Raw genomic sequence first — 24,257 nt, 5'->3', positions numbered from 1 at the left:
CCATTTGATCACACACGACACAAGTCCATGAAGCAGTTACACTAAACCGTTCTCAATCCAGACCGCAAGGACGCCATGTCAGGACTCTTCTCCAAGGCCGTCGGCCTTAACGGACTCTCATATCGTCTGCTTTCCTACATTCTGATCTGCAGCACGTTGCTGGCGCTGGCCATCACTGTGCTGCAGCTCGCCTGGGACTACAACAAGGACGTGACCGTCATCGAGGCCAGCATCGACCAGATCGAGGCCTCCTTCCTGCAGCCCATCTCCGCCAGCCTGTGGAACCTGGATGAAGAGCAGGTCAAGGTGCAGATCGAGGGCATCATGAACCTGCCCAACATGCAGTTCGTCATGGTCAAGGAGATGCTGGGCAACTCCGAGGTGCCCCTGCTGACCCAGGGGGTGGAGCAGGCCCAGTACGACATCTCCCGCGAATTCACCCTCAGCTACCAGGGGGAAGTGGTCGGCAAGCTGTTCGTCGCCGCCTCGCTAGATCAGGTCTATCAGCGCCTCATCGAGAAGTCCGTGCTGATCCTGGTCAGCCAGACCATCAAGACCCTGGTGGTCTCCTTCTGCATCCTGGTCATCATCTACTATCTGGTGATCCGTCATATCAACCGCATCGTCAGCTACGCCCAGAAACTGAGCCTGGATCGCCTGGCGGTCGAGCTGACCCTGGAGGGGCGCCCCCTGCCCCGCAAGCATCCGGACGAGTTCGATGCGCTGGCCGCCACCCTCAACCAGATGCGCACCCGGCTGAACGACGAATTCACGGCCCGCCACCAGGCCGCCGATCAGCTGCAACAGGAGCGGGACTTCTCCGCCACCCTGATCAACTCCGCCAACATGGTCATCTGCTGCATGGAGCCGGATCTCAACATCGCCAGCATCAACCCGGCGGCCATACTGCTGACCGGCTATCACCATGAGGAGCTGCTGCAGCACAACTGGCTGGATCTGTTCGTCAGCCAGGAGCAGCGCGACGAGCTGGCCGCCATCCTGACCGAACAGGGGGCGCTGGAGGACAGGGAGATCACCATGCACGACCAGCAGGGCAACGAGCTGGTCCTGCAGTGGACCTTCGCCCCCTTCTACGAGGGGCCCAATCTCAAGTACCTGATCGGCTTTGGCTACGACATCACCCCCCTCAAGAAGGTGGAGCGGGAGATCACCCTGTTCAACGAGCAGCTGGAAGGCAAGGTGGCGGAGCGTACCCGCAGCCTGAGCGATGCCAACGAGCAGCTCGGCAAGGCCTACGACGATCTCAAGCAGGCCCAGCAGACCCTGGTGGAATCGGAGAAGATGGCCTCTCTAGGATCCCTTGTCGCCGGCGTGGCCCACGAGATCAACACCCCCATCGGCATCAGCGTGACCGCCTCCTCCTATCTGCAGGAGCGAGTCGCCGACTTCAAGCAGCACCTCGAGGCCAAGCAGCTCTCCCGTTCCTACCTCAACGAGTTCACCCAGAATCTCGACGAGTCGATGCAGCTGCTGCAAGGCAACCTGAGGCGGGCCTCCGAGCTCATCGCCAGCTTCAAGCAGGTGGCGGTCGATCAGTCGTCCGAGGCGCGCTACAACTTCAGCCTCGCCGACAACCTGCACCAGGTGGTGGTCTCCCTCGGCTACAAGCTGAAGAAGGCCCAGTGCGAGGTCGACATTCAATGCGATCCCAAGCTGACCCTCTACTCCTTCCCTGGCAGCTTCACCCAGATCTATTCCAACCTGATCCTCAACTCCATCCATCACGGTTTCGATGACTGGGACAGACCCAGAAAGATCACCATCAAGGTGGAGCAGCAGGGAGACGAGCTGGTCATCGACTACAGCGACAACGGTCGCGGCATCCCGCCGGAGATACTGCCGCGCATCTTCGATCCCTTCGTCACCTCCAAGCGGGGTCATGGCGGCAGCGGGCTCGGCACCCACATCATCTACAACCTGGTGGTGCAACTGCTGCGCGGCCGCATCCACTGCGCCAGCGAACCGGGACAGGGTGCCCAGTTCCACATTCGCCTGCCCATCCAGCAGAACTGAGCACCGGCTCTTGTGAGCCGGCCGCTTTGTCCCCATCATGCTGTGATTGCATCCTCAACGAGCGGAGAACCTCGCAATGGCACAGCATTTTGACTACATCGCCATCGGCGGCGGCAGCGGCGGCATCGCCTCGGCCAACCGGGCCGCCATGTACGGCAAGAGAGTCGCCCTGATCGAAGCCAAAGAGCTGGGTGGCACCTGCGTCAACGTCGGCTGCGTGCCGAAGAAGGCCATGTGGTATGCAGGCCAGATCGCCGATGCCCTGAAATACGGTGCCGACTACGGCTTCGACACCACCCTCAACCACTTCAGCTGGGCCAGGCTGGTCGAGTCCCGTCAGGCCTACATCGGCCGCATTCACCAGTCCTACCAGAACGTGCTGGGCAAGAACCAGATCACCGTCATCAAGGGCTTTGCCCGCTTCGTCGACAGCCATACCGTCGAGGTGAACGGCGAGCACTACAGCGCCGATCACATCCTGATCGCCACCGGCGGCCGCCCCGAGGTCCCGACCATTCCGGGCGCCGAACTGGGCATCGACTCCGACGGTTTCTTCGACCTGCAAAGCCAGCCCAAACGGGTCGCCGTGGTCGGCGCCGGCTACATCGCCGTGGAGATCGCCGGCGTGATGCAGGCGCTCGGCTCGGAGACCCATCTGGTGGTGCGCAAGCACGCGCCGCTGCGCAACTTCGACCCCATGATCCACGAGACCCTGGTGGAGATCATGGCGCAGGAAGGGCCCAGGCTGCACACCCACGCCATTCCCAAGGCCGTCATCAAGAACGCCGACGACAGCCTGACCCTGCAACTGGAAGATGGTCGCCACCTCACCGTCGACTGCCTCATCTGGGCCATCGGCCGCGTCCCGGCCACCGACAGCCTCAATCTGGCCGCCACCGGCATTACCCTGGACGAGAAGGGCTTCATCCCCACCGACAAGTTCCAGAACACCGCCGTCGCCAACGTCTATGCCGTCGGTGACAACACCGGCCGCATCCAGCTCACCCCGGTGGCTGTCGCGGCGGGCCGCCGCCTCTCCGAGCGGCTGTTCAACAATAAGCCGGGCGAGCACCTCAACTACGATCTGGTGCCGACCGTGGTGTTCAGCCACCCGCCCATCGGCACCATCGGCCTGACCGAGCCGGAAGCCGTTGCCGAGTACGGGGAAGATCAGGTGAAGGTCTACCGCAGCCAGTTCACCGCCATGTACTCGGCCCTGACCCAACATCGCCAGCCCACCCGGATGAAACTGGTCTGCGTCGGGCCGGAAGAGAAGGTAGTCGGCCTGCATGGAATCGGCTTCGCCATGGACGAGATCCTGCAGGGCTTCGGCGTCGCCATGAAGATGGGCGCCACCAAGGCGGACTTCGACAACTGCGTCGCCATCCATCCGACCAGCGCGGAAGAGTTTGTGACCATGCGATAAGCGGGGTTGAAGCTGACCTCATCACCATCGGGTCAGCTTCCACCACTTGCTACCAAAACCCGGCTCAGGCCGGGTTTTTTGTGCCTTGACCGTCCACCAGCCAACAAAACCTGCCTTCTTTACGCCGATTTTACGCCAGCCAAATTGGGCTTTATGGCGCCTTTACGCTCGTTTTACATACCCTTTCAGCGTCAATGAGACCCATGGGATCGACACGGATATGCATCGATCCCTGACGCTAATTACCTCAACGGAGTCGTTATGAATTGGCTATATCTGCTGCTGGTCCTCGCCCTCGCGGGCTATCTGCTGCGCGCCCTCGCGCGCACTCATGAGTGAGGAACCGGATATGTGGCAAGAGATCATTTATCCCGTCGCGTTCGTGCTGCTGGTGCTGCTGCCGGCGCCTCTGCTTGGCAACTACCTGTATCGGGTGTTTGAAGGCAAGAGTCGCTGGCTGGCCCCGCTTGAGCGCGCCACCCTGGCCTGCTGCGGCACGGACGGGCGCGAGCAGGACTGGAAGTCCTACGCCCTCAGCCTGCTGGCTTTCAACGGCGCCGGTTTCGGCCTGCTGTTCCTGATCCTGATGGCGCAGGGGCTGCTGCCCCTCAACCCGCAGCAACTGCCAGGGCTGAACTGGCAACTCGCCTTCAACACCGCGGTCAGCTTCATGACCAACACCAACTGGCAGGCCTACTCCGGCGAAGCCAGCCTCTCCTACTTCAGCCAGATGGTGGGGCTCACCACCCAGAACTTCGTCTCCGCCGCCACCGGCGCCGCGGTCGCCATCGCCCTGTTTCGCGGCATCGCCCGCCAGCAGACCACCCACCTCGGCAACTTCTGGCAGGATCTGGTGCGCTTCTGCCTCTACGTGCTGCTGCCGATGGCGCTGATCCTGGCGCTGCTGCTGGTCTGGCAGGGGGTGCCCCAGAGCCTGTCGGCCTATATGCCGTTCCACGCCCTGGAAGGCCAGGAGCAGCTGCTGCCGCTCGGCCCGGCCGCCTCCCAGATCGCCATCAAGCAGCTCGGCTCCAACGGCGGCGGCTTCTTCGGCATCAACTCGGCCCATCCGTTCGAAAACCCCACCGCCCTCTCCAACTGGCTGGAGATGGTCGCCCTGCTGACCCTGGCCGCCGCCATGGTCTGTACCCTGGGTCGTTACGTGAAGGATCTGGCCCACAGCCGCGCCATCCTCATCGCCATGACCATCATGCTGGTGCTGGGGCTCTGCCTCGCCATCGGCCAGGAGCTGAAACCGGATCCCGCCCTCGCCCACCTCACCAGCGAAGCCGGCAACTGGGAAGGCAAGGAGAGCCGCTTCGGCCCCGTGCTGTCCAGCATCTGGGAAGTGGCCACCACCGCCGCCTCCAACGGCTCGGTCAACGCCATGCACGACAGCTTTGCCCCGCTCGCCGGCATGGTCGCCATGATCAACATGCTGCTGGGTGAAGTGGTGTTTGGCGGCGTCGGTGCTGGCATCTACGGCATGATGCTGTTCGTGCTGCTCACCGTGTTCCTGTGCGGCCTGATGGTGGGGCGCACCCCCACCTATCTGGGCAAACGACTCGGCATCACCGAGATGAAGTGGGTGGTCGCCAGCATGCTGGTGATGCCGATCGGGGTATTGGTGATCGGCGGCATTACCCTGCTGATGCCGGACTCCGCCACCGTCATCGGTCACGATGGCCCCCATGGCCTGTCACGACTGATCTATGCCTACGCCTCGGCCGCCGGCAACAACGGCTCCGCCTTCGCCGGCTTTGCCGCCGCCGACAGCTGGCAGTGCATCGCCATCGGGCTGGCCATGCTGCTCGGCCGCTTCGGCTACATCATTCCGGTGCTGGCCATCGCCGGCCAGCTGGCCCGCGCCCCGCGCCAGGAGACGAGCGAAGGGGACTTCCCCGTCAGCGGCCCGCTCTTCATTACCCTGCTGATCGTCACCGTGCTGCTGATGGGGGGTCTCTCCTTCCTGCCGGTGCTGGCGCTGGGCCCGGTGGCGGAACACCTGAGCCTGCTGGGAGGTGCCTTCTGATGCGGCACACCCGATTGATCTGCGTGACCAACTATTCGATGCAGGGAGCTTTCCAATGAGCAAGTCCGCTTCAATGAGCACCGACACCATTCAGGTGAAGGGCAAGAAACAGAAATCACAGATCCTGCAGGCCATGGTGGAAGCCCTCTATCGCTTCAACCCCAGGGCGCTGCTCGGCAGCCCCATCCTGTTCACCCTCTGGCTGGCGGCCGTGATGGCGACCCTGGAGTCGCTGCTGGGGCAACCGCTCTCCGGCGTCGCCCCTTCGCTGGCCTGGCAGCTGACCGCCTGGCTCTGGCTCACCCTCTGGTTTGCCAACTTCGCCGAAACCCTGGCCGAGGGGCGCGGCAAGGCACGGGCCGACAGCCTGAAGGCCGGCATGAGCCAGCTCAAGGCACGTCGAGTCACCAGCCCGCAGGATGACAAGGGCGAGTGGGTACCGGCCACCAGCCTGCTCAAGGGCGATCTGGTGCTGGTGCGCAGCGGCGAGATGATCCCCGCCGACGGCGAAGTGGTCGCCGGCATCGCCTCGGTCAACGAGGCAGCCATCACCGGCGAATCCGCCCCCGTGATCCGCGAGTCGGGCACCGACCGCAGCGGCGTGACCGGCAACACCACAGTCGTCTCCGACGAAATCTGGATCCGGGTCAGCAACAACCCGGGTGAAAGCACGCTGGATCGCATGATCGCCCTGGTGGAAGGGGCCAAGCGCCAGAAGACCCCGAACGAGATGGCGCTGGACGCCCTGCTGGTGGGGTTGACCCTGATCTTCCTGCTGGTGGTGGCCACCCTGCCCTGGTTCCTCGACTACAACGGCACCCAGGTGCCCAGGCTCTATCTGCTTGCGCTCTTCATCACCCTGATCCCGACCACCATAGGCGGCCTGCTCTCCGCCATCGGCATCGCCGGCATGGATCGTCTGGTGAAGCTCAACGTCATCGCCAAGTCGGGCCGCGCGGTAGAGGCCGCCGGCGACGTGCGCACCCTGCTGCTGGACAAGACCGGCACCATCACCTTCGGCAACCGGATGGCGGACGAGTTGATCCCGGCCCCCGGGGTGGACCCCTCCCTGCTGGCCCAGGCCGCCATGCTGGCCTCCCTGGGTGACAACACGCCTGAAGGCAAATCCATCCTGACCCTGGCGGGCAAGAGCCACACCAAGCCGAGCCAGCTGGAGAGCGACAAGGTGATCCCCTTCAGTGCCGAGACCCGGTTGAGCGGGCTGGATCGCAACGGCCACCAATACCGCAAGGGGGCGGTGGACGCGGTGCTGTGCTACCTCTCCCTCGATCGCAAGGGGGTGCCCGAGCTCATCCTCAAATCCGTCGATCACATCGCCCGCCAGGGGGGCACCCCGCTGCTGGTCTGCACCCACGAGAAGCTGCTGGGGGTGGTGTTCCTCAAGGACATCATCAAGCCGGGCATCAAGGCCCGCTTCCAGATCCTGCGCCACATGGGGATCCGCACCGTGATGATCACCGGTGACAACCCGCTGACCGCCGCCGCCATCGCCGCCGAGGCCGGGGTGGACGACTTCATCGCCGAGGCGACCCCGGAGAAGAAGCTGGCCTACATCCGCCAAGAGCAGGCAGACGGCCGCCTGGTCGCCATGTGCGGGGACGGCGCCAACGATGCACCGGCGCTGGCCCAGGCCGACGTGGGCCTGGCCATGAACGAGGGTACCCAGGCCGCCAAGGAGGCGGGCAACCTGGTGGATCTCGACTCCAACCCTACCAAGCTGCTGGACGTGGTGCTGGTGGGCAAGCAGCTGCTGGTGACCCGCGGCGCCCTGACCACCTTCTCCATCGCCAACGACGTGGCCAAGTACTTCGCCATCCTGCCGGCCCTGTTCATCGCCGCCTATCCGCAGCTGGGAGCGCTGAACCTGATGCAGCTGGGCAGCCCACAGAGTGCCATCCTGTCGGCCATCATCTTCAACGCCCTGATCATAGTGGCGCTGGTGCCGCTGGCCCTGCGCGGGGTCAGCTTGCAGGGCACGGCCGCCAGCCTGCTGCGCCGCAACCTGCTGATCTACGGCGTCGGCGGTCTGATAGTGCCCTTTATCGGTATCAAGCTGATCGACCTGGTTATCACCGGCCTGGGGCTGGTGTGATGAAAACGCCGCGCGATGGTATCCACGGCCAGATCGTGCACCCATACATCGGCATCAAGTTGATCGACCTGGTCATCACCGGCCTGGGGCTGGTGTAACGGCATCAACGGATGCGGGGCAGACCCGCATCCACTCAACACATTTGGAGCAACTACATCATGATCGCAATCAGAACCCTGCTGACCCTGACCCTGCTGCTGGGGGTGGCGTATCCGCTGGCCGTCACCGGGCTGGCCCAGGTGCTGTTCCCCTGGCAGGCCAACGGCAGCCAGCTGCACGACGACAAGCAACAGCTGATCGGCAGCGCCCTGCTGGCCCAGAAGTTCGAGCGGGCGGAGTACTTCAACTCCCGCCCCTCCGCCAGCGATTTCGCCACCATTGGCAGCGGCGCCAGCAACCTCGGCATGAGCTCACCCCTGCGGGCCGAGTTTGCCGCAGAGGTGGCAAAAGAGCAGCCGGAAGCCAGAGTCCCCGCCCTGCTGACCCGCTCCGCCTCAGGCCTGGATCCCCATCTGCCTCTGGATGCCGTGCTGCCCCAGGTGGACAGGGTGGCCAAGGAACGGGGGCTGGATCCCGCCCGGTTGACGGAGCAGGTCAAGTCGGCGGCACAAGCTGGTATCCTTGGCCCGCAGGTGGTCAACATTCTCCAGTTGAACCTGCAACTCGATCATCAAAAGGGCGCCTGAGGGCGCTCCTTGCGATGCAGTAGATCACCCCTTTCAACGCAGCCGCAGGGCCCGCCGGGGACAAGCATGAGCAATGAGGTCACGGCCGCGGTAAGGCCGACGCAACGGGAGCACGGGGATGCGTGATGAGGTGAGGGCCGACGCCTTGCTGGCCAGCCTGGAAGAGGAACACAAGGGCAAGCTGAAAGTCTTCCTCGGCGCCGCCCCCGGGGTCGGCAAGACCTACGCCATGTTGCAGGCGGTGCGGGAACAGGCCAGGGAGGGTGTCGACATCCTGATCGGCGTGGTGGAGACCCACGGCCGCCAGGAGACCCTGGCCCTGCTGGACAAACTGCCCATCCAGCCGCGCCAACTCTACTCTCACCGTCAACAGCGGCTGGAAGAGATGGACCTCGATGGCCTGCTTGAGCGCAAGCCCGCCATCGCCGTGGTGGACGAGCTGGCCCACACCAATGCCCCGGGCAGCCGCCACGAGAAGCGCTGGCAGGATGTGGAGGAATTGCTCGGCGCCGGCATCGACGTCTACACCACCCTGAACGTGCAGCACCTGGAGAGCCTCAACGATCTGGTGTGGCAGCTGACCGGGGTCAGGGTCAAGGAGACCCTGCCGGATCAGGTGCTGCTGGATGCCGACAGCATCATCCTGATCGACCTGCCCCCCAAGGAGCTGCTCGACCGCCTCAAGGAGGGCAAGGTCTATGTGCCCCACCAGGCCAAGGCCGCCCTGCAATCCTTCTTCTCCCTCAACAACCTGACCGCCTTGCGCGAGCTGGCGATGCAGACCGCCGCCAGCCATGTGGAGGGAGATCTGCAACTGCAGTGGCAGGCGGCGGGCAAGAGTACACTGCCGCTGCGGGGCAAGCTGATGGTCTGTCTCGGCGAACAGCACGGCGCCTCCCTGGTGCGCTACGGCCACCGCTTCGCCCAGCGCCGGCAGCTACCCTGGCTGGTGGTGCACATCGACAGCAAGGGGCAACGCTCGGCCGAGGTGGAGCAGGCGCTGGCGCTGGCCTCCCAGCTCGGCGCCAGGGTGCTGACCCTCTCCAACCCGGCGGTGGCCGATGCCCTGCTGGAGACCGCCGAGCAGCAGCAGGTATCGCAGCTGCTGCTCGGTAAACCGCACAATCCCCCCTGGCGCCGCTCCTTGGTGCAGCACCTGCTGAAACAGGCCAAGGGGTTCGAGATCACGCTAGTGGATACGGAGACGCGCAAGCCCGGTAAGGGTCTGCACCCCGTCGGTCCCAAGGACATCCGCCAGAGCCTGCTGGCAGTCGCCATCATGGGTGCGACCTCGGCCGTCGTCTGGGGGCTCTCCCACTGGCTGCCACCCGCCTCCCTGCCCATGCTGTTCGTGCTGGGGGTGCTGGCCACCGCCCTCACCACCAGCCTGGTGCCCGCCATCCTGGCAGCGGTGCTCGGCTTCGTGGCCCACAACCTGTTGTTCACCCCACCCTATTTCTCACTCAGCGTGGCCAGCCAAAGCGACCTGCTCACCCTGTTCGTGCTGCTCATCGTCGGCATCGCGGCCGGCCGGCTCGCCTCACGCCAGCGCCAGCAGCTGGTGGGGCTGCGCGAGACCCAGCAGCTCGGCAACGCCCTGCTGTCGTTGAGTCAGGGGTTGGCCACCGCCAGCAACCCGGTGGAAGTGCTGCGACAGGGCACCCAGGCCATCGCCCTGGCCCTGGGCCAGCCGGTGTTTGCCCTCGACGAGGATTACCAGCACAGGGCCGGTGACGAACTGCGGGGACCCGGCCAGACCGACAAGGCGGCTATCGACTGGTGCCTGGCCCAGAAGCAGAGCGCCGGCGCCCACACCGCCACCCTCAACGCGGCCGAGGCCCAGTATCATCACCTCAGCGACGAGCTGGTGCTCGGCATCCGGCTGGCCAAACCGCTCGCCTCCTCCGCCGAGCATCAACTGCAGGCGCTGCTCACCGACATCCGTGCCGCCCTGGCCCGTATCGATCTCAACGAGCGGCTGGCGGACAGCCAGCTGCAGGCGGAGACGGATCGGATGCGTGCCGCCCTGCTCTCCTCCGTCTCCCACGATCTGAAGACGCCGCTCGCCACCATCATGGGGGCCGGCAGCACCCTGCTGGAATACGGTGACCGGATAAGTGCGGAGGATCGCAGCGAACTGCTGCACTCGGTGCAGGACGAGGCGCGCCGCCTGCACAGCTATGTGCAGAACCTGCTGGACATGACCCGCATCGGCTCGCCGGACTTCCAGCTGAAGCGGGACTGGGTCGAGCTCGCCGATCTGGTGGAGAGCGCCCGCAAGCGGCTCGACTCCTCCTGGCGCCAGCACAAGCTGCTGGTGCACTTCGATCAGCAGCTCCCCCGGCTCTATGTGCACGGCGCCCTGATCGAGCAGGTGCTGGTCAACATCCTCGACAACGCCTCCCGCTACTCACCAGCCGGCACCCCCATCGAGTTCAAGGTGATGCTGGCGGACCCCGACCTCATCATCGACATCATCGACATCGGGGTCGGCATCGCCGAGTCGGACAGGGACAAGATCTTCAACCTCTTCTACACCCAGCCGGTCGGCGACTGCGGCAGCCGCGGCACCGGGCTTGGCCTCGCCATTTCCCGCGCTATGATAGAGGCCCACGGCGGTCGCATCTGGGCATTCGCCGGGCCTAACGGCAACGGCACCTGCATGCGCATCTCCCTGCCGCTGGCCCTCAATGCGCCCGAGGTGTAGATGCACAGGCCTGGCCGGTTTCTCTCTCTTCCATCTTCACTGCCGGAGGTCGAATGGCCCATATCCTGGTCATAGATGATGAAGCGGCCATCCGCCGCTTCCTGCGCATCAGCCTGGTCGCCGAGGGGCACCAGGTGAGCGAAGCCGTGAGTGTCGGCGAGGGGCTGGCGCAGTATCGCCACCTCAATCCCGACCTGGTGATCCTGGATCTCGGCCTGCCGGACGGTGACGGTCTCCAGGTGCTGCAGGCCATTCGCGAGCACCACGCCAACCCAGTGCTGGTGCTGTCGGCGCGGGACTCCGAGCAGGAGAAGGTGCGGTTGCTGGATGCGGGAGCGAACGACTACATGAGCAAGCCGTTCGGCGTCGGCGAGATGATGGCCCGCATCCGGGTGCTGCTGCGCCAGCGTGCGGGGGCCACCAGCGGCGAGTGCCGCCACTTCCCCCAGTGCGGGCTGACCCTGGACAGCAGCAGCCACAGAGTCACGCTGCAAGGCGAAGAGGTCCCCCTCTCCCGCAAGGAGTTCGCCCTGTTACAGGCCCTGGTGTGCCACCCCGGCAAGCTGGTGCAGCAGACCCAGCTGCTCAACGACATCTGGGGACCGAGCCACAAGGAGGACACCCACTACCTGCGCATCGTCATCGCCAGCCTGCGCAAGAAGCTGGGTGACAATCCCCATCAACCCACCCTTATCGAGACTGAATCCGGCATTGGCTACCGCTTTATCGGCAGTTGATGTTGCAGCAAGAAGCTGGGTGACAATCCCCATCAACCCGCCCTTATCGAGACTGAATCCGGCATTGGCTACCGCTTTATCGGCAGCTGATGTTTCACGTGGAACGACGCCAGCCGCAGATCAATGCCAGCAGACCGCAGCCGCCGAGCAGCAGGCCAAGATCCTGCAACAGGGCGGCGATGGCCAACCCCAGGCCGAGCAGCAGATAGTAGCCGAGCCCGAACAGGGCGCCGGCACTGCCCGCCACCTCCCGATAGGCCAGCAGAGCCTGGCTCAGCACATTGGGGATCGCCAGCCCAAACGCCACCACCACCCCCATCATGGGCAACAGGAACCAGAGGCCGCCCTGACTGAGCCACACCCAGGCCCCGCAGATGAGTGCCAGGCCGCAGGCCAGCCGAACCACTGAGGCCGGCTGCCAACCAAGCCCCAGCAGCCGCTGGTTCAGGAGGCTGCCCCCCAGGGTCGCCAGAGCAAGCAGGATCCCGGTGTAACCAAACTCGCCCGCACTCAGCCCCAGACCGGCAAACAGGAAGGGCGCCAGGCTGTAGTAACCGAACAGCATGGTGTTGAACAGGGCCACCAGAGCGGCGCTGCACCACAAGCCAGGGTCACGGGCCATCCGGCATGCCAGCGGCCAGAGGGCTATCTGTTGCGTGATGGCTGGGCGGGTCTCCGGCAACTGCCAGCCTGCCGTCAGCAGCAATCCGGCGGCCAACACCAGCAGGGCGCCGAACACCCCGAGATAGCCGAACCAGCTCGCCAGCTGGCCGCCGCTCACCAACCCCAGCACCGGACTCAGGGAGAGCGCTATGCCCATCACCGAGAAGACCCGCGCCAGCTCGCTGCCCCGATAGCTGTCGCGCAGCATGGTCTGGGTCACCACGGAGCCCACGGCGGCGCCGAAGGCCGAGATGATCCGGGCCAGCAGCAGAGTTTCAAATTGAGTGGCCAGCAGCGCCAGCAGGGTGCCGGTGCCATAGGTAAATAACCCCGCCAGCATGGCGGGGCGCCGCCCGACCAGATCGCACAGCCGGCCCCAGCAGACCACGCCCGCCGCAAACGCCAGAAAATAGACCGACAGGGTCTGGGATGCCTGCCCCTCGCTCACCCGAAACTCAGTGGCGATCTGGGTCAGTACCGGGCTGTAGATGGTCTCCACTATCTGCGGAAACATCATCAATCCGACCACCAGCCAGAGTGGCGGCAACCTGTTGTTCATGACATACCTCCTTCACAAGAGGCGTCATTCTAGAGAGTCACCGATTGTCCGATTACAATAAGCAGGACTATAAACATCAATAATCGGACACATGGCCTTTATTCTTCCCGATCACCCCTTCGACCCCGACCAGCACTATGGCCCCGTGGTTGGCATCGCCGCCGCCCTCGGCTGGCACGACTCCGGCCGCCATCAACACCGGCGTCATCAGCTGCTGTTCGCCCAGGCCGGCTGCATGACCATAGAGCTGGACAATCGGGTCTGCCTGCTCCCGCCGACGCGGGCAGCCTGGCTGCCAGCGGGCCTGCCCCATCGGGTGCTGATGCGCGGGGTGGTGGCCTATCGCTCCCTCTATTTCCAGCCGAGACCAGCATTGCCGACCGAGATGGCGGTGCTGGCGGTCAACCCGCTGCTGCGGGAGATCATAGAGCGGATGGCGCTCTGGCCGTGGGACAAACCGGAGGTGGAACAGCATTGCACCCTGGCGCTGCTGAAGGAGGAGCTGGCGCAAGCGCCGCGGGAATCCTGGCAGCTGCCGCTGCCGTCAGACGGGCGTCTGGTCGACTGGCTGCAGGAGATAAAGCGGGGTGACACCCTGCCCGATCGGCTCAACCGGCTGGCCGAACGGGTGGGTGCCAGTGACAAGACCATAGGTCGCATCTTCATGCGGGAGACCGGCATGAGCTACCAGGCCTGGCGCCAGCAGTGGCGGCTGTTGCGGGCCATGGAACTGCTGGCCGATGCCGAGCCCATCAGCCGGGTGGCGGCTGCCCTGGAGTTTGCCAGCGACAGCGCCTTCATCAGCTTCTTCAGGCAGCACACGGGGCAGACCCCCTTGCGCTACCTCAACTCTCGGGGTGAGTCGCATCGGCCGAGCTCGCCTCCACCACCAGGGTCTCCAGGGCCAGCGGCTTGAGGTTGTGGATGGCCTCTGCCACTACGTCATGGGATGCCTGCTGCTGCAGGGCCAGCACCTCCTGCTGCAACCCGGCGCTGTCCAGTTCGGGTCTGGGGTTCTCGGCGGCCATGGCGGTCAGGCTCAGGCTGCTGGCAATCAGGGTAGCGATCAGGATCTTCATCTGGTGTGCTCCGGTGTGGTTGAGATGACCAGAGAGTTATTCCAATAGTTGTGCCAGATTTATAAAATCATGATTTTATTGATATAAATAATTTTTTGATGCCTCCACGCCTCTTCCTGGATCGAATATTGGTTATTTTAAAACCTATAAATGGTTTTTTTTACCACCTCCATAATGACAACCCTGTTCCACGTGGAACGTCCCGTTTTTTTCATCGACACCCGCTTTTAAACTGAGCTATGGTGCTAGCTCTTCCTCTAACTGACTCTGGATTTGCCACCGAATGGAATTCTCCTTGTTCGGCGAGAAGTTCACTCGCCACGCCGGTATTACCCAACTCATGGATGACCTCAATCAGGGACTGCTGAACCCAGACGCCATCATGCTGGGAGGCGGCAACCCGGCCCCCATCCCCGCCATGCTGGAACGCTTTCAGGCCGAGGCCAAAACCCTGCTCGACAACGGCGAACTGATCAAGGCCATGGCCAACTACGATGGCCCCCAGGGCAAGGACAGATTCACCAGGGCGCTGGCCGGGCTGCTCAGCAAGGAGCTGGGCTGGGCGATCTCGTCCCGCAACATCGCCCTGACCAATGGCAGCCAGAACGCCTTCTTCTATCTGTTCAACCTGCTGGCCGGTGAGTTCGCCGACGGCCGCAAGAAGAAGGTGCTGTTCCCGCTGGCCCCCGAATACATCGGCTATGCCGACTCGGCCCTCTCGGAGGATCACTTCGTCGCCTACAAGCCCACCATAGAGAAGCTGCCCGCCGGCCAGTTCAAATACCACGTGGATTTCGAGAGCCTGCAGGTGGGCGACGACATCGGGGTGATCTGCGTCTCCCGGCCGACCAACCCCACCGGCAACGTGCTCACCGACGAGGAGATCGAGCACCTCGATCAGATCGCCCGTGACAAGGGGATCCCGCTTCTCATCGACAACGCCTACGGCGTCCCCTTCCCCGGCATCATCTTCAGCGAAGCCAGGCCGTTCTGGAACGCCAACACCATCCTCTGCATGAGCCTCTCCAAGCTCGGTCTGCCGGGCACCCGTTGCGGCATCGTCATCGCCGACGAGAAGATCATCCGGGCCATCACCAACCTGAGCGGCATCATCAATCTGGCGCCGGGCAGCCTGGGCCCCGCCATCACCATTCCGATGATAGAGAGCGGTGACATCATCACCCTGAGCGAACAGGTGGTGAAACCCTTCTACCAGCAGAAAGCCGCCTTCGCGGTCCAGTTGCTGCGCGAGGCCATTCCGGATCCGCGCTTCCACATCCACAAGCCGGAGGGTGCCCTCTTCCTCTGGCTCTGGTTCGAAGACCTGCCGATCCACAGTCAGGCGCTCTACGAGCGGTTGAAGGAGAAGAACCTGCTGATCGTGCCCGGCCACTACTTCTTCCCCGGCATCGACGACCCCGAGTGGCGCCACAGCCAGGAGTGCATCCGCCTCAACTACTCCCAGAGCGAGGAGCTGGTGCGCCGTGGCATCGCCATCCTGGCCGACGAGATCAACAGCCTCTACGCCGGCTAACCCCATGCTGCAAAAACAGAGAGGCCTGCAAATGCAGGCCTCTCTTGTTTGTCGCGATCCGGTTTGCTTAACCGGGCAGCGCCAGTTGCTCGGGTTTGCCGATGGGAATGGCGCGGGGCTTGAGCGCCTCCGGCAGCTCCCGGGCCAGCTCTATGGTCAGCAGACCGTGCTCCAGTTTAGCCCCCTGCACTTCCACGTGCTGGCTCAGCTTGAAGGCGAGCTCGAAGTCCCGCTCGGCGATCCCCTGGTGGAGGAACTGGCGCTCGCCCATGGTGGCGACCTTGCGCCCCTTCACCTTGAGGGTGCCGTTTTCGGTCTCCAGCTCCAGCTCATTGCGATCGAAACCGGCCACGGCAACCGTGATGAGGTAACTGTCGTGATCGCGCTTTTCGATGTTGTACGGGGGGTAGGCCGAGGTCTTCTGATCGAACAGGCCTTCCAGCTCGCGGGCCATTCGCTCGAAGCCGACGGCGTTGGAATAGAGATGAGAAAAATCGAGGTTACGCATGATCCTATCCTTCTAACAAGCAACAGGGTTTACTCTCCACGGGCCCGTCAATCGGCACCCGGGAAACATCAACAATGCAACGAGGTCAGGCTGTCAGCCGTTGATCTCGATCTTGCGGGGCTTCATCGCCTCGGGCACTTCGCGCACCAGATCGATGTGCAGCAGACCGTTTTTCAGGTCGGCCCCCCTCACCCGCACGTAGTCGGCGAGCTGGAAGCGGCGCTCGAAGCCGCGCTCGGCTATGCCTTGATAGAGGTAGTTGCGCTCGGTGTCGGCCTGCTTGTTGCCCTTCACCGTCAGCAGATTTTCCTGGAAGCTCAGCTCCAGCTCTTCCTGGGTAAAGCCCGCCACCGCCATGCTGATGCGGTAGTCGCTGTCACCCAGCTGCTCGATGTTGTAGGGGGGATATCCGGCATTGCCATTGCTGGCGGCAGATTCGATGAGATTGGCCAGACGATCGAAACCGATGGCAGAACGATAGAGCGGAGAAAAGTCGATAGAACGCATAGTATTACCCTCTTGTGAGCGATAACGGATTGTTTGCCCTCCTGATGGACGGGCGCCTGGTCGAAACCTCTGTCGAGCGTTCCGGCCTTGTTATCTATATAGGGGCCAGCATTTGGCTTTCAAGGGCCCTGCTCGAAAAATCTTCTTGCCGCCCGTGGCAGACTTTTTTCCTCATTGTGCTTCCTCCCCCAGTCACAAACATGGCACCCTGAGCGGAGATCTTGAGGAGCCACATCATGTCCCGTTCCGAACGCCTGCTGGCCCTGCTGCAACTGCTGCGCGGCCATCGCTACGCCACCACAGGCACCGAGCTGGCAAGCCAGCTTGGCATCAGTCTGCGCACCCTCTATCGGGATATCGCCACCCTGCAGGCACAAGGCGCCCATATCGAGGGGGAAGCGGGCATCGGCTATGTGCTGCGCCCCGGCTTCATGCTGCCGCCGCTGATGTTCAGCGAGGAGGAGCTGGACGCACTGGTGCTGGGTTCACGCTGGGTGGCGGCCCATGCCGATCATGCCCTCAGTACCGCCGCCAGCAGCGCGCTGGCCAAGATAGAGGCCGTGCTACCCGCCGACTATCGTCAGCAGCTCCAGAGCAATGCCCTGCTGATCGGTACCTCCCGCAGCGACCGCCTCACCGATGAAGCCCCGTTGCGCAGCGCCATCCGCCAGCAACGCAAGGTGACCCTGGGCTATCGGGATCTCAAGGAGGAGAGTTCGGAGCGCACCGTCTGGCCCTTTGCCCTCGGCTACTTCGAGCAGGTGCGGGTACTGGTGGCCTGGTGCGAGCTGCGTCAGGGCTTTCGCCACTTTCGGGTCGATCGCATCACCCGGATGCAGACTGAAGATTGCCGCTATCCCAAAAGCAGAGAGAGCCTGCTGAAGGAGTGGCGCGACAGCCAGCAGATCCCGCAACCCAGATTCATTGCTGACAGAAACTGACAGCAGGTCGCGCCATGCTGACGGGGTCGGCGCCATTGCGCCATTTCATCAGCAAGGTGCATCACCATGTTAGTCCCCCAGTTCACCATCCTCTACGTTGCCAACCCGGCTCATAGCACTCTCTTCTATCGCGAGCTGTTCGGACACTCACCGGTGGAGGAGTCCCCCACCTTTGCCATGTTCGTATTCGAATCAGGCGCCAGACTGGCACTCTGGTCCAGCACCACGGTCGAGCCCGCAGTGACCCAAGCGGCCGGAGCGATGGAGCTGGCCTTCGCCCTCCCTGATGATGTCGCCGTCGATAGACAGTCTGCCGAGTGGCAGGCACGCGGTCTCACCCTGATCCAGGCACCGACCCGGATGGAGTTTGGCTACACCTGCATGGCGCTCGATCCGGATGGCCATCGTCTGCGCCTCTACTGCCCGGCCCCCGAACTGGGCTGAACCGGCACCATCAAGACGGAGCCATGTTTCACGTGGAACGCGCCATGTCCCTTCCACCCAGAAAACAAAAAGCCGCTCACGAGGAGCGGCTTTTGATTGTTGTCGGACCGTCTGATTAGACGTCGAGGTTGGCAACCCGCAGGGCGTTGGTCTCGATGAAGTCGCGACGGGGCTCTACGGCATCCCCCATCAGGGTGGAGAAGAGCTGGTCGGCGCCGACCGCGTCGTCTATGGTGACGCGCAGCATGCGACGGGCTTCCGGATCCATGGTGGTCTCCCACAGCTGCTCCGGGTTCATCTCCCCCAGCCCTTTATAGCGCTGGATGTAGATGCCGCGCTTGCCTTCGCCCATCAGCCACTCGACCGCTTCCACGAAGTTCGCGACCGGTTTGACCTTCTCGCCACGCTTGATGTAACCGCCTTCCTCGATCAGGTTGGCGATCTCCTTGCCCAGGGAGACCAGCTGACGGTACTCGGCGGACTGCAGGAAGTCGTAGCTCAGCGGGTATTCACGGTCGACCCCGTGCTGGCGTACCACGGCGTGGGGCACGAACAGGCTGCGCTCCTCGTCGCGGCGCACCTGCATCTGGTACTGGATGCCATGGTTGCTCTCGTTGAGCACGGCCTCCATGCTTTGGCACCAGGCCTGCAGATCGCTCTCGCTGGCCAGCAGGGTTTCGTTCAACTCAGGCTGATAGATCAGCTGGGTCAGCACGGCTTCCGGCGCGCGGCGGGACATGCGGGTGATGAGGTGAGTCACGGAGCGATGCTGGTTCACCAGACGCTCCAGCGCCTCGCCACCGATGGCCGGGGCAGACTCGTTGACGTGCAGGGTGGCACCGTCCAGCGCCATGGCGGTCTGGTACTGCAGCAGCGCGTCCTCGTCTTTCAGGTACTGCTCCTGCTTGCCCTTCTTCACCTTGTAGAGTGGCGGCTGGGCGATGAAGACGTAGCCACGCTCGATGATTTCCGGCATCTGACGATAGAAGAAGGTCAGCAGCAGGGTACGGATGTGCGCACCATCGACGTCCGCATCCGTCATGATGATGATGTTGTGATAGCGCAGCTTGTCCGGGTTGTACTCGTCGCGACCGATGCCACAACCCAGGGCGGTGATCAGGGTGCCCACCTCCTGGGAGGAGATCATCTTGTCGAAACGGGCCTTCTCCACGTTCAGGATCTTGCCCTTGAGCGGCAGTATGGCCTGGTTCTTCCGGTTGCGACCCTGCTTGGCGGAACCGCCCGCAGAGTCCCCTTCCACTATGTAGAGTTCGGAGAGCGCCGGGTCTTTCTCCTGACAGTCGGCCAGCTTGCCGGGCAGACCGGCGATATCCAGCGCGCCCTTGCGGCGGGTCAGTTCGCGGGCCTTGCGGGCCGCTTCGCGGGCACGGGCCGCATCGATGATCTTGTTGACCACGATCTTGGCGTCGCCCGGGTTCTCCAGCAGGAAGTCTGCCAGCTTCTCGCCCATCGCCTGTTCCACGGCGGTCTTCACCTCGGACGAGACCAGCTTGTCCTTGGTCTGGGAGGAGAACTTGGGATCCGGCACCTTGACGGAGATAACGGCAATCAGACCTTCACGGACGTCGTCACCACTGGCGGCGGACTTGGCCTTCTTGCTGTAGTCCTCCTTGTCCATGTAGTTGTTCAGCGTCCGGGTCAGCGCGGTACGGAAGCCCACTAGGTGGGTACCACCATCCCGCTGCGGAATGTTGTTGGTGAAGCAGTAGACCCCTTCCTGATAGGCGTCGTTCCACTGCATGGCGACTTCGACACCGATGCCGTCCTGCTCTGTGGTGAAGTGGAACACCTTCGGGTGGATCGGGGTCTTGTTCTGGTTCAGGTACTCGACGAAGGCCTTGATGCCCCCTTCGTAGCAGAAGTGCGCCTCGCGGCCGTCACGCTCGTCCATCAGGCGGATGGAGACGCCGGAGTTGAGGAAGGAGAGCTCGCGCAGACGCTTGGCCAGGATCTCGTAGTGGAACAGGGTGTCGCTGAAGATGGTCGGGCTCGGCCAGAAGCGGACTTCGGTCCCGGTGCCGGTGCTGTCACCAATCTGCTTGAGGGGTGCCTGCGGCTCGCCCAGATGATAGGTCTGCTCGTAGACATGACCGTTGCGGCGAATGGTCAGCAGCAGCTTGTCGGAAAGCGCGTTCACCACGGAGACACCCACACCGTGCAGACCGCCGGACACCTTGTAGGAGTTGTCATCGAATTTGCCGCCGGCGTGCAGCACCGTCATGATGACTTCGGCGGCGGAACGACCCTCTTCCGGGTGGATGTCCACCGGAATGCCGCGACCGTTGTCGCGCACGGAGACGGAGCCGTCGGAATGGATCTTGACCTGGATATCGGAGCAGTAGCCAGCCAGAGCCTCGTCGATGGAGTTGTCGACGACCTCGAACACCATGTGGTGCAGGCCCGATCCATCGTCCGTATCGCCGATATACATCCCCGGGCGCTTGCGGACCGCATCCAGGCCCTTGAGCACCTTGATATTCGAGGAGTCGTAAGTATTTTCACTCATAGCTTACTCTCTGCCTTCTCTAACGTTTCGGAGATCTTGCCTTGTTCCACGTGGAACAGCTTGCAGTCACTCGCATCCATCATGTCTGCGAGCTGACCGGTATCGATGGCGGTGATGAACACCTGGGACGCGCACTGCTTCAGCCTTGCGGCCAGCAGACGACGTTTGTCGACATCCAGTTCAGAGGCAAAATCATCAATTAAAAAAATACAGCCGCGGCTGCTATGTTGATTCAAATAGAGCCCTTGGGCCAGCCGCATGGCACAGACCAGCAACTTCAGCTGACCCCTGGACAAAATATCCTGCGCGGGCACGCCGTTCGCCTTGAGCCGTACGTCCGCCTTCTGCGGACCGACCCCAGTGTACCCCAGCGAACGATCCCGTTCGAACCCCGCCTCCAGCAATGCATCGAGGGGAGTGTCTTTTTCCCAGCCTCGATAGAATCCAAGACTGATGTCGAACTCCGGCAGAAAATCCGCCGTCATCTCCTTGATCAGGGGCGTAATGGCCTGACAATAACTGGCGCGAAACTCCGCCAACTCGCCACCCAGTCGCACCAGTTCCTGATCCCAGAACGCCAGTTGACGATACTGGGTGCTCTGGCGCAGCAAGGCATTGCGCTGCTTCAACAGCCGACGCACCCGCCCCCAGAGGGAGAAGAAGGTCGGCTCCTGATGGAAAACACCCCAGTCGAGCCAGGCCCGGCGAGCCTGGGGCCCACCGGTCAGCAGGCTGAAACCATCGGGGTGGATCAACTGTACCGGCAACAGCTCCGCCAGATCGGCCAGGCGCTGGGCCTGGGCACCGGCGATCTTGAGCTGGGTTTCGCCCCCCTTGTCCTTGGCAAGCCCGATGGGCACCTGACGCCCCTCCAGCTCGCACTGGGCAAACAGGGTAAAGGCCCGCTCGCCCTGGCGGATGACCCGCCCGGTCAAATGGGTACGAAACGAGCGGCCGAGACCAAGATAATGAATGGCTTCCAGCACGCTGGTCTTGCCGCTGCCGTTGCTCCCGACCAGAATATTGAGGCCGGGAGACAGCGCGAGACTGGCGTGCTGGATGTTGCGAAAGTCGCTGAGCTGGAGTTTGACCAGGGTCACGACTAGATCCGCATCGGCATCACCACGTACTGGGCATCTTGGTTCTCAAAATCCTCAATAATGGCGCTGCTGATGGAATCGCTCAGGCTGATCCGGATCTGGTCACATTTTAACGTATTCAACACGTCCAGCACATAGGAGACGTTGAAGCCGATCTCCATCTCGCCAGCGGCGTATTGTACGTCAAGCAGCTCTTCGGCTTCTTCCTGTTCCGGGTTGTTGGCGGTGATGCGCAGCAGGTTTTCCTGCAGATTGAGACGCACCCCACGGAATTTCTCGTTGGAGAGGATGGCGGCACGGGCAAAGGCCTGGCGCAGATCCTCGCGACCGGCGATCAGGGCCTTGTCGCTCCCTCTCGGGATGACGCGGCGCCAGTCCGGGAAACGGCCATCCACCAGCTTGGAGGTGAAGATAAAACCATCCAGGGCGGCGCGCAGGTTGCTGCGGCCCACTTGCAGCCGCACCGGCTTGTCTTCCGCTTCCAGCAGGCGCACCAGCTCCAGCACCCCCTTGCGGGGCAGGATGACCTGATGATCGGGTAGCGATTCCTGCACCACTTCGCGGCGGCAGGTGGCCAGCCGGTGACCGTCCGTCGCCACGGTACGCAGGCCGTGACCTTCGCTCTCGAACAGCATGCCGTTCAGGTAGTAACGCACGTCCTGGCTCGCCATGGAGAACTGGGTCGCGTCGATGAGTTTTTTCAGCTCCAGCTGGCTGATGTCGAACTCGAGCACGGATTCCCAATCCTCGATGTTCGGGTATTCGGTCGCCGGCAGGGTCGACAAGTTGAAGCGGGAGCGGCCGGAACGGATGATGAGGCGCTCTCCCTCGGTACTGAAGCGGATCTCCGCCCCTTCCGGCAGACCGCGACAGATGTCCAGCAGCTTGCGCGCCGGCACTGTGGTGCGGCCATCCTGGCTGTCGCTGTTGAGATAGACCTGTCCGATCATCTCCACCTCGAGATCGGTCCCGGTCAGCGACAGCAGGCCATTGCTGACATCGAGCAGGACGTTGCCGAGGATGGGCAGGGTCGGCCGGCCACCCAGGGCACCGGACACCAGTTGCAGGGGACGTAACAGGGCCTCACGGCTAATTTCGAGCTGCATCTGTGCTCTCCGTTGTTATTGGGAGGAAAGGATTCGGATCAGGCTGGAACATGCAATCTGCATCTGTGCACTCCGTTCCGTTATCAGGAAGAAAGGGTACGGATCAGGTTGGAATAGTCTTCCTTGATGTCGTGACTCTCTTCCTTCAGCTGCTCGATCTTGCGGCAGGCATGAAGAACTGTGGTGTGGTCACGGCCACCAAAGGCATCCCCTATCTCAGGCAAGCTGTGGTTCGTCAGCTCCTTGGCCAGCGCCATCGCCAGCTGGCGCGGGCGGGCAACGGAACGGGAGCGGCGCTTGGAGAGCAGATCCGCCAGCTTGATCTTGTAGTACTCCGCCACCGTCTTCTGGATGTTGTCGATGGTGACCAGCTTCTCCTGCAAGGCCAGGAGATCGCGCAGCGCCTCGCGCACGAAGTCGATGTTGATGGCGCGGCCGGTGAAGTTGGCGTTGGCGATCACCCGGTTGAGGGCGCCTTCCAGTTCACGGACGTTGGAGCGAAGCCGCTTGGCGATGAAGAAGGCCACTTCGTCTGGCAGGTGGATCTGGTTCTCGTCCGCCTTGCGCATCAGGATCGCAACCCGGGTCTCCAGCTCGGGCGGTTCGATCGCCACCGTCAGACCCCAGCCGAAGCGGGACTTGAGACGATCCTCCACCCCGTTGATCTCCTTCGGATAGCGATCCGAGGTCAGGATGATCTGCTGGTTACCTTCGAGCAGGGCGTTGAAGGTGTGGAAGAACTCCTCCTGGGAGCGCTCCTTGTTCGCGAAGAACTGGATGTCATCGATGAGCAGGGCATCGACGCTACGGTAATAACGCTTGAACTCTTCAATGGCGTTATTCTGCAGCGCCTTCACCATGTCCTGCACGAACCGCTCGGAGTGCATGTAGATGACCTTGGCGTCTTTCTTGCGATCCTTGATGGCATTGCCAACGGCGTGCAGCAGGTGGGTCTTGCCCAGACCGGTGCCACCGTAGAGGAACAGCGGGTTGTAGGCGCCACCCGGATTGTCTGCCACCTGACGGGCAGCCGCACGGGCCAGCTGGTTGGACTTACCCTCGACGAAATTCTCGAAGGTGTAGTTCACGTTGGTGTTGCTCTTGTGATTCGGCTCGGGCTTGGCTTCGGCCTTGTTCTCCCAGCTCTTGGGAGAGTTATTCACAGGATCGACACCGCGTGCCGGCGCCCTGGCGACCGCGACGGGATGGGGGCGATTGCCGATGTCAAAACGCAGGGTGGGAGCATCGGCCCCACACAGCTCGTTGATGATGCCGTTGACCCGGAGCAGGTACTTGTCGCGCACCCAGTCCAGAACGAAGCGGTTCGGTGCATACAGGGTCAGAGTATTGTCACTCAACTCCGCTTGAAGCGGCCGGATCCACATGCTGAATTCTGCCGAGGGCAACTCATCTTGCAGCCGGTTAAGGCACTGCTGCCATAGCGAAGCAGTCACTCTAGACTCCCGTCAATTGATTAAGTAAAGACCGGCTATTCTACGTTTTTAGTGGCCGGATCTCCAGTTGCCGCCGCACGGATCCAGCAAATAAGATCCT

General features: G+C 62.9%; 19 protein-coding genes. 11 read left to right on the top strand and 8 right to left on the bottom strand.

Features of this window, described 5'->3' with window-relative positions:
* The first annotated feature begins 75 nt into the window (after window positions 1–75).
* The 7 genes from R2B70_RS00100 to R2B70_RS00070 all read left to right on the top strand — a co-directional run bounded on the left by R2B70_RS00100 (window position 76) and on the right by R2B70_RS00070 (window position 11,735).
* Window positions 76–2,034, top strand: coding sequence for an ATP-binding protein (locus R2B70_RS00100; protein WP_042079050.1), 1,959 nt, complete (start codon window positions 76–78; stop codon window positions 2,032–2,034).
* Window positions 2,035–2,110: 76 nt separating this feature from the next.
* Entirely contained in the window at window positions 2,111–3,460 is a 1,350-nt protein-coding gene (gene gorA / locus R2B70_RS00095; protein ID WP_318162341.1) for a glutathione-disulfide reductase, read from the top strand.
* Window positions 3,461–3,809: 349 nt separating this feature from the next.
* Window positions 3,810–5,492 carry a potassium-transporting ATPase subunit KdpA gene (kdpA, locus tag R2B70_RS00090; protein ID WP_318162340.1) on the top strand — a complete coding sequence of 561 codons (1,683 nt, stop codon included), beginning with the start codon at window positions 3,810–3,812 and terminating at the stop codon, window positions 5,490–5,492.
* Between the two features lie 55 nt (window positions 5,493–5,547).
* Complete coding sequence (kdpB, locus tag R2B70_RS00085) at window positions 5,548–7,605, top strand: potassium-transporting ATPase subunit KdpB (protein ID WP_318162339.1); 2,058 nt, start codon at window positions 5,548–5,550, stop codon at window positions 7,603–7,605.
* A 158-nt stretch (window positions 7,606–7,763) separates the two neighbouring features.
* Window positions 7,764–8,291 carry a potassium-transporting ATPase subunit C gene (locus R2B70_RS00080; protein WP_318162338.1) on the top strand — a complete coding sequence of 176 codons (528 nt, stop codon included), beginning with the start codon at window positions 7,764–7,766 and terminating at the stop codon, window positions 8,289–8,291.
* A 118-nt stretch (window positions 8,292–8,409) separates the two neighbouring features.
* Window positions 8,410–10,998: a sensor histidine kinase gene (locus tag R2B70_RS00075; protein WP_042079056.1), complete on the top strand. Its 2,589-nt coding sequence runs from the start codon at window positions 8,410–8,412 to the stop codon at window positions 10,996–10,998.
* Between the two features lie 53 nt (window positions 10,999–11,051).
* Complete coding sequence (locus tag R2B70_RS00070; protein WP_318162337.1) at window positions 11,052–11,735, top strand: response regulator; 684 nt, start codon at window positions 11,052–11,054, stop codon at window positions 11,733–11,735.
* A 94-nt stretch (window positions 11,736–11,829) separates the two neighbouring features.
* Here the strand turns inward: R2B70_RS00070 and R2B70_RS00060 are convergent, their stop codons facing one another.
* Window positions 11,830–12,957: a multidrug effflux MFS transporter gene (locus R2B70_RS00060; RefSeq protein WP_318162336.1), complete on the bottom strand. Its 1,128-nt coding sequence runs from the start codon at window positions 12,955–12,957 to the stop codon at window positions 11,830–11,832.
* 91 nt (window positions 12,958–13,048) lie between these two features.
* Here R2B70_RS00060 and R2B70_RS00055 point away from each other — a divergent pair, with 91 nt between their 5' ends.
* Complete coding sequence (locus R2B70_RS00055; protein WP_318162335.1) at window positions 13,049–13,873, top strand: helix-turn-helix transcriptional regulator; 825 nt, start codon at window positions 13,049–13,051, stop codon at window positions 13,871–13,873.
* Here the strand turns inward: R2B70_RS00055 and R2B70_RS00050 are convergent.
* Entirely contained in the window at window positions 13,803–14,036 is a 234-nt protein-coding gene (locus R2B70_RS00050) for a hypothetical protein (protein WP_318162334.1), read from the bottom strand. The genes R2B70_RS00055 and R2B70_RS00050 overlap by 71 nt on opposite strands.
* A 283-nt stretch (window positions 14,037–14,319) precedes the next feature.
* Here R2B70_RS00050 and R2B70_RS00045 point away from each other — a divergent pair, with 283 nt between their 5' ends.
* Window positions 14,320–15,570 (top strand): valine--pyruvate transaminase, encoded by a 1,251-nt coding sequence (locus tag R2B70_RS00045; RefSeq protein ID WP_318162333.1) that lies wholly within the window; start codon window positions 14,320–14,322, stop codon window positions 15,568–15,570.
* Window positions 15,571–15,637: 67 nt separating this feature from the next.
* Here R2B70_RS00045 and R2B70_RS00040 read toward each other — a convergent pair whose 3' ends face one another.
* Window positions 15,638–16,078, bottom strand: coding sequence for an Hsp20 family protein (locus R2B70_RS00040; protein ID WP_010635613.1), 441 nt, complete (start codon window positions 16,076–16,078; stop codon window positions 15,638–15,640).
* Window positions 16,079–16,171: 93 nt separating this feature from the next.
* Window positions 16,172–16,585 (bottom strand): Hsp20 family protein, encoded by a 414-nt coding sequence (locus R2B70_RS00035; RefSeq protein ID WP_209794794.1) that lies wholly within the window; start codon window positions 16,583–16,585, stop codon window positions 16,172–16,174.
* A 236-nt stretch (window positions 16,586–16,821) separates the two neighbouring features.
* On the opposite strand from R2B70_RS00035, the gene R2B70_RS00030 reads away from it, so the two are divergent.
* Together R2B70_RS00030 and R2B70_RS00025 are read left to right on the top strand one after the other, a co-directional pair.
* Complete coding sequence (locus R2B70_RS00030) at window positions 16,822–17,526, top strand: YafY family protein (protein WP_318162332.1); 705 nt, start codon at window positions 16,822–16,824, stop codon at window positions 17,524–17,526.
* 66 nt (window positions 17,527–17,592) lie between these two features.
* Window positions 17,593–17,970 carry a VOC family protein gene (locus R2B70_RS00025; RefSeq protein WP_216991377.1) on the top strand — a complete coding sequence of 126 codons (378 nt, stop codon included), beginning with the start codon at window positions 17,593–17,595 and terminating at the stop codon, window positions 17,968–17,970.
* Window positions 17,971–18,085: 115 nt separating this feature from the next.
* Here the strand turns inward: R2B70_RS00025 and gyrB are convergent, their stop codons facing one another.
* The 4 genes from gyrB to dnaA form a co-directional block, all read right to left on the bottom strand.
* On the bottom strand, window positions 18,086–20,497 hold the full coding sequence (gene gyrB, locus R2B70_RS00020; protein WP_209794793.1) for a DNA topoisomerase (ATP-hydrolyzing) subunit B: 2,412 nt from the start codon (window positions 20,495–20,497) through the stop codon (window positions 18,086–18,088).
* Complete coding sequence (gene recF / locus R2B70_RS00015) at window positions 20,494–21,597, bottom strand: DNA replication/repair protein RecF (RefSeq protein ID WP_318162331.1); 1,104 nt, start codon at window positions 21,595–21,597, stop codon at window positions 20,494–20,496. Before recF ends, gyrB begins: the two co-directional genes overlap by 4 nt.
* 2 nt (window positions 21,598–21,599) lie before the next feature.
* The gene (dnaN, locus tag R2B70_RS00010; protein WP_318162330.1) at window positions 21,600–22,703 is read right to left on the bottom strand and encodes a DNA polymerase III subunit beta; all 1,104 of its coding nucleotides are present in this window, start codon (window positions 22,701–22,703) and stop codon (window positions 21,600–21,602) included.
* A gap of 83 nt (window positions 22,704–22,786) precedes the next feature.
* Complete coding sequence (gene dnaA / locus R2B70_RS00005) at window positions 22,787–24,157, bottom strand: chromosomal replication initiator protein DnaA (protein WP_042079066.1); 1,371 nt, start codon at window positions 24,155–24,157, stop codon at window positions 22,787–22,789.
* Window positions 24,158–24,257: the final 100 nt, after the last annotated feature.

It is taken from the genome of Aeromonas sp. XH (assembly GCF_033348475.1).
Taxonomy (GTDB): Bacteria; Pseudomonadota; Gammaproteobacteria; order Enterobacterales; family Aeromonadaceae; genus Aeromonas; species Aeromonas sanarellii.
Note: the sequence above shows the minus strand (reverse complement) of the source record. Positions and strands in the feature narration are given on the sequence as shown.

Excerpts from the sequence above, each read along its gene's own strand:
- R2B70_RS00100 (WP_042079050.1), top strand. The coding sequence starts at position 76 with ATGTCAGGACTCTTCTCCAAGGCCGTCGGCCTTAACGGACTCTCATAT.
- gorA (WP_318162341.1), top strand. The coding sequence starts at position 2,111 with ATGGCACAGCATTTTGACTACATCGCCATCGGCGGCGGCAGCGGCGGC.
- kdpA (WP_318162340.1), top strand. The coding sequence starts at position 3,810 with ATGTGGCAAGAGATCATTTATCCCGTCGCGTTCGTGCTGCTGGTGCTG.
- kdpB (WP_318162339.1), top strand. The coding sequence starts at position 5,548 with ATGAGCAAGTCCGCTTCAATGAGCACCGACACCATTCAGGTGAAGGGC.
- R2B70_RS00080 (WP_318162338.1), top strand. The coding sequence starts at position 7,764 with ATGATCGCAATCAGAACCCTGCTGACCCTGACCCTGCTGCTGGGGGTG.
- R2B70_RS00075 (WP_042079056.1), top strand. The coding sequence starts at position 8,410 with ATGCGTGATGAGGTGAGGGCCGACGCCTTGCTGGCCAGCCTGGAAGAG.
- R2B70_RS00070 (WP_318162337.1), top strand. The coding sequence starts at position 11,052 with ATGGCCCATATCCTGGTCATAGATGATGAAGCGGCCATCCGCCGCTTC.
- R2B70_RS00060 (WP_318162336.1), bottom strand. The coding sequence starts at position 12,957 with ATGAACAACAGGTTGCCGCCACTCTGGCTGGTGGTCGGATTGATGATG.
- R2B70_RS00055 (WP_318162335.1), top strand. The coding sequence starts at position 13,049 with ATGGCCTTTATTCTTCCCGATCACCCCTTCGACCCCGACCAGCACTAT.
- R2B70_RS00050 (WP_318162334.1), bottom strand. The coding sequence starts at position 14,036 with ATGAAGATCCTGATCGCTACCCTGATTGCCAGCAGCCTGAGCCTGACC.
- R2B70_RS00045 (WP_318162333.1), top strand. The coding sequence starts at position 14,320 with ATGGAATTCTCCTTGTTCGGCGAGAAGTTCACTCGCCACGCCGGTATT.
- R2B70_RS00040 (WP_010635613.1), bottom strand. The coding sequence starts at position 16,078 with ATGCGTAACCTCGATTTTTCTCATCTCTATTCCAACGCCGTCGGCTTC.
- R2B70_RS00035 (WP_209794794.1), bottom strand. The coding sequence starts at position 16,585 with ATGCGTTCTATCGACTTTTCTCCGCTCTATCGTTCTGCCATCGGTTTC.
- R2B70_RS00030 (WP_318162332.1), top strand. The coding sequence starts at position 16,822 with ATGTCCCGTTCCGAACGCCTGCTGGCCCTGCTGCAACTGCTGCGCGGC.
- R2B70_RS00025 (WP_216991377.1), top strand. The coding sequence starts at position 17,593 with ATGTTAGTCCCCCAGTTCACCATCCTCTACGTTGCCAACCCGGCTCAT.
- gyrB (WP_209794793.1), bottom strand. The coding sequence starts at position 20,497 with ATGAGTGAAAATACTTACGACTCCTCGAATATCAAGGTGCTCAAGGGC.
- dnaN (WP_318162330.1), bottom strand. The coding sequence starts at position 22,703 with ATGCAGCTCGAAATTAGCCGTGAGGCCCTGTTACGTCCCCTGCAACTG.